This is a genomic window from Raoultella sp. (assembly GCF_039594335.1).
Classification (GTDB): domain Bacteria; phylum Pseudomonadota; class Gammaproteobacteria; order Enterobacterales; family Enterobacteriaceae; genus Klebsiella.
On sequence record NZ_JBCNNS010000063.1, the window covers coordinates 18,512 to 27,185 of the forward strand.

Genomic DNA, 8,674 nt, shown 5'->3' on the forward strand with positions numbered 1-8,674 from the left:
TTTCAGCGCCGTTTTTGCTTTTTTACATAGCTTTAAGAAATGGTTACCTTCAGCGATAATAGCCCTTCACTGAACAGTTCAGGGGATGGTATGAAGGATATCGCGGAGTCTATTCCGCCCGCGCGCAAACGTCTGATGAGTATGAAGCTGAGTACCGCCGTGACGCTCATGATTAGCAGCGTGATTGGTTCAGTCCTGCTGCTGGTCTACGCGCTGTGGTTTATACAGATCAGCGACACCACTCGCGACGGCGTCAAAGATACGGCGCTGGCGGTGGCACGCACATTCTCCGATATGCCGGAAGTGAAGCAAGCCCTGACGCAGCCGCCGCAGAGCGGGATTATCCAGCCCCTGGCGCTGGCCATCACCCGGCGGAACGATCTGCTGTATGCGGTGGTGACCGATATGCACGGCGTACGCTATTCGCATCCCAACGCCCAGCTTATTGGTAAACGATTTATCGGCGAGGATATTCAGCCCGCCTTTACCGGCAAAGAGAATGTCGCCATCAATCACGGGGTGCTGGCCCCGGCGCTGCGTGTCTTTACCCCGGTATTCAACGACCAACAGCAGCAAATCGGCGTGGTGGTGGTCGGGATTTCGCTGAGTAAAGTGGATAAACAGATTGCTAAAGGCCGCTGGGACGTGCTGCTAACCGTGCTCTTCAGCGCGCTGGTCTGTGGCATCGGTACCTGGAGCCTGGTGCGCGGACTCAAGCGCGTGTTGCTGGGACTGGAGCCGCAGGAGATCTCTACACAGTTTCAGCAGCGACAGGCGATGCTTCATTCGTTAAAAGAAGGGGTCGTCGCGGTGGATGTCGAGGGGCGCGTCACGCTGATCAACCCGGCCGCCAGCGAAATTCTGCTGAGCGGCCCCGGCAAAGAGATTGCTCACACTCCGCTGCTGGCGGATCTGCAGGAGGTCTTGCAGACCGGCGAACCAATTTACGATCGCGAGCTCGGCTGCAACGGATTCCTGCTGATCAGCAACACCGTGCCGGTACGCAGCCAGAACGCCATCGTCGGCGCCATCAGTACCTTCCGTGATAAAACGGAAGTCAGCCAGCTGTTGCAGCGGCTGGACGGTATGGTGAACTATGTTGATGCGCTGCGCACCACCTCGCATGAATTTATGAACAAGTTGCATGTGATCCTCGGCCTGTTAAACATGAAAAGTTATGACAAGCTGGAGGAGTATGTGCTGCAAACCGCCCATACTTATCAGGCGGACATTGGCGAAATTCAGCATCGTATCAAATCACCGGTGGTCGCGGGCTTCCTGATTGGTAAAATCCAGCGCGCCAAAGAGCGCGGCTTCACGCTTCACTTAGCCGAAGAGAGCCTGGTGCCCGACTGCCCAAATGAAAAGCAAGTTACCGTGCTGGTCACCGTGCTGGGTAATTTGATTGAGAATGCGTTAGATGCCATGAGCGGCCAAAGCGAGGGTGAAGTCGGCCTGCTGCTGCACTATCAGAACGGCTGGCTGAGCGGAGAAGTCAGCGATGACGGGCCGGGTATTCCGCCGGATAATATTGATGCCATCTTTAATAAAGGCTTCTCCACCAAGGGTGAGAATCGCGGCGTTGGCCTGTTTCTCGCCAGCCAGCAGCTCCGTGAACTGGGCGGCACGCTCGCCGTCGAGTCTGAACCTGGCGTTTTTACCCAATTTTTTGTTCATCTTCCCTGGGATAGTAAAAGGAAACGTGCGTGATAAATGTATTAATTGTTGACGATGATGCCATGGTCGCCGAACTGAATCGCCTGTATGTGGCGAGAATTCCCGGCTTCCGCTGCTGTGGCACTGCGTCTACGCTGAGCAAGGCCCAGGAGATGATTAACGATAGTGGGCAGGAGATCGATCTGGTGCTGCTGGATGTCTATATGCAGCATGACAGCGGGCTGGATCTGCTACCGACCATCCGCGCCTCCGGCCGCCCTATTGACGTGATTATGATTACCTCCGCCGCCGATGCCGCCACCGTGCAAACCTCGATGCACTATGGCGTCGTCGATTATCTGATCAAACCGTTCCAGTTTCCGCGCTTCGAAGAGGCACTGACCGCCTGGCGCGAAAAACGCAAACTGATGACCGGACAGCCCTATTATGAACAGGCCGATGTTGACCGCCTGCTCCACGGCAATGCGCCGGAAGCCAGCGACGCGCGCAAGCTGCCAAAAGGCTTAACCGCTCAGACGCTGCGTACGCTGTGCCAGTGGATTGACGCCCATCCGGGCATCGAGTTTTCTACCGACGAACTGGCGGTAGCGGTCAATATTTCCCGCGTTTCTTGCCGCAAATACCTGATCTGGCTGGCGCAGATTAATATTCTCTACACCAGCATTCACTACGGCGCCACCGGGCGTCCGGTCTATCGTTACCGGCTGGTCGCCGAGCAGTACAGCCTGCTTAAGCAGTACAGTCAGTAAGCCGGTAGCTGTCGTCAAGTAACTGGAAACGAAAGCGGCGCTGTGATGAGAGGATAATGTCGCGATTTTTGGTGACGAAAATCGCCTCAATGTCTTCGCGATGACGCAACGCCGCACAGCCTTTTTCTACTCCAAGACCGAAGATCAACGTGGTCCAGATATCTCCGTCGAGCGAGTCATCTGCAATAATGGTGACGCTCTCCAGCTCGTTATCGAGCGGATAACCCGTGCGCGGGTCGAGAATATGGTGCCAGCGTCGACCATCCTGCTCAAAATAGCGCTCGTAAATGCCGGATGTCACGACCGACTGGCCGACGACGTCGATACTTCCCACCAGCGCATTGTCGGCCGAGAACGGTTTTTTCAGCCCAATCGACCACGCCCCCAGGGTATGCACGTTGCCACCGAGATTGATCAGCGCCGCGTCCACGCCCTGGCGCTGCAGGTCATCGCGGACCCGGTCGGCAATGTAGCCTTTGGCTATCGCCCCAAGATCGATCTCCATTCCCGGCTGGGCGAGAAAAACGCTGCTGGCGGCGTCATCCAGGATAACATCCTGCGGGCGGGTCAGCGCTAAGCGCATGGCAATATCTGCGGCAGCCGGCACGCTGTGCCCGTGAAAACCGATGCGCCATAGCTTCACCAGCGGGCCAATCGCCAGATTAAAAGCGCTCTCCTGCACCATGCTGGCCGCTTTCGCGCATTTGATGAGCTGGTAAACCGGGCGGCTGACGCTAACCGGATGGCGGCCGGCGGCATGATTAATCCCCATCACCTCCGAATGTGCGCGGTTGACGGTAAACAGATCTTCGTAACGTTTAATCAGTTGAAAGGTACGGGAAGCCAGGGCTTCATCATGGGAAAACAGTTTGAGCAGAATGGGAGACCCCATCAAAACCGCGGAGTAGCTATAGAGGCGTTGGTCGCCAGAGATGTCAGACATCATTGAAGCTCCTCTGTGTCACCCGGGCAGGCAGCCGTCGGGAATCGGCCGGGCGAACCCGGCCTGTTATCACTGAGCGTTAGCCTCTGGCGCGTTTTGCCGCCTGGTAGCCCGCCAGGGTGCCAAAGATAATAATATCCGCCACGGCATTGCCGCCGATACGGTTGCCGCCGTGGATCCCCCCGACCACTTCGCCCGCGGCATAAGCGCCGGCGATCGGCTGGTGATGGGTATCCAGTACCGCCGTGTCTGTATTAATGATCACGCCACCCATGGTGTGGTGAACCCCCGGCGCAATGCGGATCGCATGGAACGGCCCTTCGTTGACCGGCGCACGCAGGGCGGTGGTACGACCGAACTCTTCATCGCGCTGATGTTCAACAAAGCCGTTATAGCGTTCCAGCGTAGCGAGGAAGGCATGGTAATCCATCCCCAGTTTCTCCGCCAGTTCACGCGGCGAGCTGGCGCTGGTCACCAGACCTTTGGCGATATATTCGTCAGCCGCTTTGTTTTTCGCCCGCACATGTTCATCAAAGACGATGAAAGCATAATGCTCCGGCAGCGCGATGATCGCCGCAGACACTTTATCGCGGGTCTCCATTTCGTTGAAGAAGCGGTTACCCTGTTGATTGACCAGAATAGCCCCGCCACCGCGAATCGATTCGGAAATCAGATACGATGTGTTCTGCTCAACGGTCGGGTGAATTTGAATTTCCCCCATATCCACGGTACCGGCGCCAATCCGTTCCAGCAGCGCAATACCGCCACCGGTGGCCCCTTTATGGTTAGTGGTGACAAAACCCGCCAGATCCGGGCGATATTTCACTACCATCGCGCTATTGGCGCTGAAACCGCCGGTCGCTACCACGATGCTTTTGGTCTGGACCACGATACTTTCCTGCTCATCATTCAGCAGACGTACCCCGCTTACTTCGTCATGCGTCATCAGGATTTCGTCCACCGACGTATCCAGCATGACATCAATACCGCGACGAGTGATATTGCGTACCAGGCCGCTGATCAGGTATCCCCCGACGGCGGATCCGTCACGCGGACGGTGAGTACGGTCGATACTCATCCCGCCGGTGGTGGTGATGTCATTGAGCATAATCCCACGACATGCCAGCCATTCGATGGCCTGTGGGGCATTCTCCACAAATCGACGCAGCAGTTGCGGGTCGTTTTTATTGTGCCCGCCTTTTAAGCTTTCCTGATAGAACAGCTCTTTGCTGTCTGCAATACCTTTTACCCGCTGGAAGCGCGTTTCTGCGGCGTTCATCCCGGCAGAGGCTTTAATGGTATTCCCGCCGATGGTGGGCATTTTCTCAACGATCAGAACGCTTGCACCTTCGTCGTGTGCCTGAATGGCGGCGGCCAGACCGGCACCGCCGCTCCCGACCACCACCACGTCATAGCTTTTCGGCGTCAGGTCTGCGCCGCCCTCTTCCAGCGCCAGCGCTTTACTTGATTTCAGCATCGCTTTCGACACCGCTTTTTTCACCGCTTCACTCTGGCTGGTGGCGCCAGAAATCGCGTCTACGTGCGGCGTATTGGCGGTCAAAATGCGTTCGCGGATCTCTTCGAAGCTGGTGGTAAACTCCACGTTCTGTCGCGGGCCGGCAGCCAGTTCGATATCGGCGATGCGGTCATTTTCCAGACTGACGTTGATCACCAGTTCGTTGACATCGTCCTGGACGGTTTCCACAAAGAGGCCGGGTTTAAACTTCGCATCGCCCATGCTCATATCGCGGATCATGGCTTCAACCAGCGAGAAACGCCACAGCGGTTCCGGAATATTCAGCGCTTCGCGCTGGGTGCTGTCGATAAACAGCTCGAGATTTTCTCCCGCAGCGATCCGCGCCGCCCAGTTGGGCCAGGCAATGCAGGCGCGACCCACGGCAATCAGATCGTAACCATGATCCAGCCCCTGCTCCGCATCCGCCGCATTGACCACACCGCCAACGCCCATCACCGGGATCTGAGCCAGAGTGTCAGATCGCAGCGCACAATATTTTTCAATCAGCGGCGTCGGATCGTGGGTATCAACAATCGAAGGACGCAGAGACGCACCGACGGAGAAGTGCAGATAGTCGAGACCGCGCGCCGCCAGTTTTTCCAGCAGGTACATGGTGTCGTCAAAACGGATACCCGGCTCTTCCAGTTCTTCCGGGGAGAAACGATAGCCGATAATAAAAGCATCATCGGCGTACTGGCTCGCCATTTTATGGGTAATGTCCAGAACTGCCAGCGGGAAACGCGCGCGATTGTCGCGGCTGCCGCCCCACTGGTCATCGCGTTGGTTGGAGTTAGGGGAATAGAACTGCTGGATAAGATAGGTGTTAGCGCCGTGAATTTCCACGCCATCAAAACCGGCCAGGATGGCGCGACGTACACCGTCGCCAAATTTAGCGATCATGCCCTCAACTTCTTCAGCGGTCAGCGCACGCGGCATCGCGGCGCCTTCACGCGGTGCGGCCAGCGCGCTCGGCGCCACCGGCTGACGGCCACCAATCAGCTGCGGGTCTACCATACGCCCGCCGTGATAGATCTGCAGAATGGCTTTTGACCCTTCGGCTTTAATGGCGTCGGCGATTTTAGCCAGACCGGCAATTTTCTGGTCATTGTCGATGCCGATGGCACCCGGGAAAGCCAGACCGTAGTCGTCAATAAAGCAGCACTCAACAATAATGGCGCCAATACTGCCGGCGCGAGCGCGATAGTATTCCACCAGTTCGCTGGTGACGCTGCCGTCGAAATAGCCGGTGCAGGTGGTCATTGGTGCCATTAACAAACGGTTTTTTAATTCAGTACCATTCGGTAAGGTAAAAGGACGCAATATACGTGGGTTACTGGTCATATTAACACTCCAGATCTTAAATATTCAAAATTCAGAATAAGGTGACGGAATTGTTTTTTTGGTTGTGTTTCTTAATTCCTGTTGTCATGAACATAATATAGCGATATTTTTAGTTACTAAACTTATTACGTTAGTTAAAAAACTATTTAACACCGCTAATAACATCAATACCTCTATTGTATTATTAATTTAAAATACAATATTCACACAAAGCAAAAAACCGATAACATATTCGCCACTATTGTTAAATAAAAAAACATATCAATCACAAAATAAAAATCAATAAAATCATAAACATAAAATAAATACGGCACTAGAAAATGCTTTCAACAATATTAACTATTAACATTTAGTGATATTTTAAACAAATAAGCACCTCATCCAGCAGGGTTATTATTAAAATAAAAAAATGTCTCCACACACAGTATTTATTGATCTTGATCAATTGCAATAAAGCAACAAAGCGCAATATATAAATAACCAACAAATTAAATTTAACGCCCAAAGAAATGCGTTAAATAACTGTCAAGAAAATCATCAAAACCAAAGATTAATAAGTAAAGAAAGTTTTGAAATTAAAAAAACCACTAGTTTTGATGTGGCACAACCCTATTTTCAACTACTCGCAGATACTCATTATGAAAGAGAAACAGACAACCATACCGCCTGCCGGTGCCGCCAGTCCCAAGGCGGCAAATAAAAACCGCCTGCTGATGATGGCGCTCCCCATTATTGTTGCAGTTCTTTTACTCTTCGTACCGGTGCCTGACGGGTTACCGCCCTATGCCTGGCACTACTTTGCGATCTTCGTTGGCGTCATTGTCGGGCTGATTTTTGAACCCCTGCCGGGCGCCGTGATCGGTATTACCGGGGTGGTGGTCATCGCCTTGTGCAGCCAGTGGTTGCTCTTCAACCCAGCGCAGTTGGCCGATCCAAAGTTCAAACTGGCCGGAGCCTCATTTAAATGGGCAGTCAGCGGCTTTGGTAACTCCACCGTGTGGTTGATTTTTGGCGCCTTCATGTTCGCCGCAGGCTACGATAAAACCCAGTTCGGTCGCCGTCTGGCGCTGATCCTGGTGAAATATCTGGGCCGTCGCAGCCTGACGCTAGGTTATGCCATTACCTTCGCTGACCTGCTGCTGGCGCCGTTTACTCCATCCAATACCGCGCGTAGCGGCGGGACAATCTTCCCGATTATCGCCAACCTGCCGCCGCTCTACGGTTCTAAACCGAACGATCCCAGCGCGCGTCGTATCGGCTCCTACCTGATGTGGGTGGCTATTACCGCAGCCTGTATCACCAGTTCGATGTTCCTCTCCGCGCTGGCGCCAAACCTGCTGGCCCTCGCACTGGTCAAAAGCATCGTCGGCATCAATATCTCGTGGGGCACCTGGTTTATCGCCTTCCTGCCGCTGGGTATTCTGTTGATCCTGGCTATGCCGCTGCTGGCTTACTGGTTCTATCCGCCCGAAGTCAAAATCAACAACGAAGTGCCGCTGTGGGCCGCTCGTGAGCTGGAAAAACTGGGCAAGCTGTCACGCAATGAGATCCTGCTGCTGGTGTTTGTCTGCTTCGCCCTCGCTATGTGGATTTTCGCCGCCGAGTGGATTGAACCGGCGTTGGCCGCTCTGTTGGTGATTGTGCTAATGCTGTGGACCGGCGTACTTTCGTGGAGCGACATCACCAACAATAAAGCGGCATGGAACACCTTTGTCTGGTTCGCAACCCTGGTGGCGCTGGCCGACGGTCTCTCCTCCACTGGCTTTATCGCCTGGCTGGGTAAAGAAGGCGGTGCGCTGATGAGCGGCATCTCCCCGGGAGTCGCGACTATTGTGCTGCTGCTGGCGTTCTACCTCCTGCACTACCTGTTTGCCAGCACTACCGCGCACACCACCGCGTTGTTGCCAGCGATGCTGACTATCGCTTCCACCATTCCGGGTATGAATATGCAGGTTTTCGTCCTGCTGATGGTGACCTCACTCGGGGTGATGGGCATCATCACTCCGTACGGTACCGGTCCAAGCCCGATCTACTACGGTAGCGGCTACCTGCCGACCAAAGACTACTGGCGCCTCGGCACCATCTTCGGCGCCATCTTCCTGGCCGCCCTGCTGCTGATTGGCTATCCGTGGATGTCCATGATGTTCTGATTCATAACCGTCGGAGGCCCTCCTCCGGCGGTTTTACTCTTAGGGAGCTAAGCTATGTCGACTAAACCGTTTGTTTACCAGGAACCCTTTCCGCTGGCAAAAGATGAGACTGAATACTATCTGCTGAGCAAAGAACATGTTTCCGTGGCCGAATTCGAAGGTCAGGAGATCCTGAAGGTTGAACCTGAAGCCCTGACCCTTCTGGCACAACACGCTTTCCACGATGCTTCCTTTATGTTGCGCCCGGCGCACCAGCAGCAGGTCGCCGATATCCTTAACGACCCGGAAGCCAGCGAAA

At 54.4% G+C, this 8,674-nt stretch carries 5 protein-coding genes and 1 pseudogene; 4 read left to right on the top strand and 2 right to left on the bottom strand.

The features are described from left to right. The first annotated feature begins 90 nt into the window (after positions 1-90). Together ACZAHD_RS12865 and dcuR are read left to right on the top strand one after the other, a co-directional pair. Positions 91-1,710: a sensor histidine kinase gene (locus ACZAHD_RS12865; protein ID WP_462457122.1), complete on the top strand. Its 1,620-nt coding sequence runs from the start codon at positions 91-93 to the stop codon at positions 1,708-1,710. Further along, positions 1,707-2,426 (top strand): two-component system response regulator DcuR, encoded by a 720-nt coding sequence (gene dcuR / locus ACZAHD_RS12870; RefSeq protein ID WP_462457123.1) that lies wholly within the window; start codon positions 1,707-1,709, stop codon positions 2,424-2,426. Before ACZAHD_RS12865 ends, dcuR begins: the two co-directional genes overlap by 4 nt. Here dcuR and ACZAHD_RS12875 read toward each other — a convergent pair. Together ACZAHD_RS12875 and ACZAHD_RS12880 are read right to left on the bottom strand one after the other, a co-directional pair. Further along, on the bottom strand, positions 2,407-3,369 hold the full coding sequence (locus ACZAHD_RS12875; protein ID WP_462457127.1) for an FAD:protein FMN transferase: 963 nt from the start codon (positions 3,367-3,369) through the stop codon (positions 2,407-2,409). The two genes, dcuR and ACZAHD_RS12875, sit on opposite strands and share 20 nt — an antisense overlap. A gap of 79 nt (positions 3,370-3,448) precedes the next feature. Continuing rightward, on the bottom strand, positions 3,449-6,226 hold the full coding sequence (locus ACZAHD_RS12880; RefSeq protein ID WP_462457124.1) for a flavocytochrome c: 2,778 nt from the start codon (positions 6,224-6,226) through the stop codon (positions 3,449-3,451). A gap of 638 nt (positions 6,227-6,864) precedes the next feature. On the opposite strand from ACZAHD_RS12880, the gene ACZAHD_RS12885 reads away from it, so the two are divergent. Beyond that, a complete protein-coding gene (locus ACZAHD_RS12885; protein ID WP_462457125.1) occupies positions 6,865-8,376 on the top strand; it encodes an anion permease in 1,512 nt (503 codons plus the stop codon). Positions 8,377-8,430: 54 nt separating this feature from the next. Further along, positions 8,431-8,674: pseudogene (locus ACZAHD_RS12890) on the top strand (fumarate hydratase); the annotation flags it as partial.

Bases quoted from the DNA above. Each gene is read 5' to 3' on its own strand.
- ACZAHD_RS12885 (WP_462457125.1), top strand. From the start codon at position 6,865: ATGAAAGAGAAACAGACAACCATACCGCCTGCCGGTGCCGCCAGTCCC.
- ACZAHD_RS12865 (WP_462457122.1), top strand. From the start codon at position 91: ATGAAGGATATCGCGGAGTCTATTCCGCCCGCGCGCAAACGTCTGATG.
- ACZAHD_RS12880 (WP_462457124.1), bottom strand. From the start codon at position 6,226: ATGACCAGTAACCCACGTATATTGCGTCCTTTTACCTTACCGAATGGT.
- ACZAHD_RS12875 (WP_462457127.1), bottom strand. From the start codon at position 3,369: ATGTCTGACATCTCTGGCGACCAACGCCTCTATAGCTACTCCGCGGTT.